Origin of the sequence: Corynebacterium marambiense, from assembly GCF_016342275.1 — a bacterium.
Lineage (GTDB): Bacteria > Actinomycetota > Actinomycetes > Mycobacteriales > Mycobacteriaceae > Corynebacterium > Corynebacterium marambiense.
Genome location: NZ_JAEIOT010000012.1, coordinates 1 through 776, shown reverse-complemented (window position 1 = coordinate 776; position 776 = coordinate 1). Strand labels below are relative to the sequence as shown.

2 protein-coding genes are annotated in these 776 nt (G+C 54.3%); both read left to right on the top strand.

The features are described from left to right. The first annotated feature begins 31 nt into the window (after positions 1–31). Positions 32–202, top strand: a complete 171-nt coding sequence (locus JDV76_RS10325) for a hypothetical protein (RefSeq protein WP_198736827.1) — start codon at positions 32–34, stop codon at positions 200–202. Continuing rightward, on the top strand, positions 159–365 hold the full coding sequence (locus JDV76_RS10320) for a hypothetical protein (RefSeq protein ID WP_198736826.1): 207 nt from the start codon (positions 159–161) through the stop codon (positions 363–365). The genes JDV76_RS10325 and JDV76_RS10320 overlap by 44 nt, the downstream gene beginning before the upstream one ends. Positions 366–776: the final 411 nt, after the last annotated feature.

Below are 776 nucleotides of genomic sequence, written 5' to 3'. Positions count from 1 at the left end.
CGGTGAGTGTTAAGGCGGCATTGGAGGAGAAGTGCATGACTCCGGAGCCGACGACGACTACGGCGGAGCCGACGACGACCACGACTGCGCCGACGACTACGGCGGAGCCGACGACGACCATGACTGCGCCGACGACTACGGCGGAGCCGACGACGACCATGACTGCGCCGACGACTACGGCGGAGCCGACGACGACACCTGATGATCAGGAAGAAGATGGTGAAGGTTCGTCCATCGGGCCGGATCTCATGAAAACACTCGTGACGAGCCCCATCAACGGCATCATGAGCATCTTCGTGATGATCGGAGCCGGAGCGATCTTCGGGGTGATCCTGCAGCATCTGGTGGTTTTGTTCAAGAAGTAACAGGGGATGGCTGACCGGTAGAGCCGGGGATTTCATCACCATTACCTTTTAGGGGTAGTCAAATGTGCCGAAACTACCCCTATTTTCTCTATTTCTTGGGTCATTATGCAGGTAGAGACTTGTTTATATGTCCGACTAATTAAACCGGGGGCACCCCCCTTTGACTACATTGGCTATCCTTATTATTTTAAGCCTATCTTTATATACATGGCCATTTTGGTCATTTCACCGATCTCAGGAGTTTCACTTGAAGAACACCACTCGTTTCACCGCAGGGATATTCACCCTGACCATGGTCGCCGGTTCGGTCCTCGTTCCCTCTGCGTTTGCGGGTGAGGAGGCTGCCGAGTGTGTGACGTCTGTCAGCGAGGGTTCGTCTTCGTGGTCTGTTAAGCAGACGTACCTCAACTA

Excerpts from the sequence above, each read along its gene's own strand:
- JDV76_RS10320 (WP_198736826.1), top strand. The coding sequence starts at position 159 with ATGACTGCGCCGACGACTACGGCGGAGCCGACGACGACACCTGATGAT.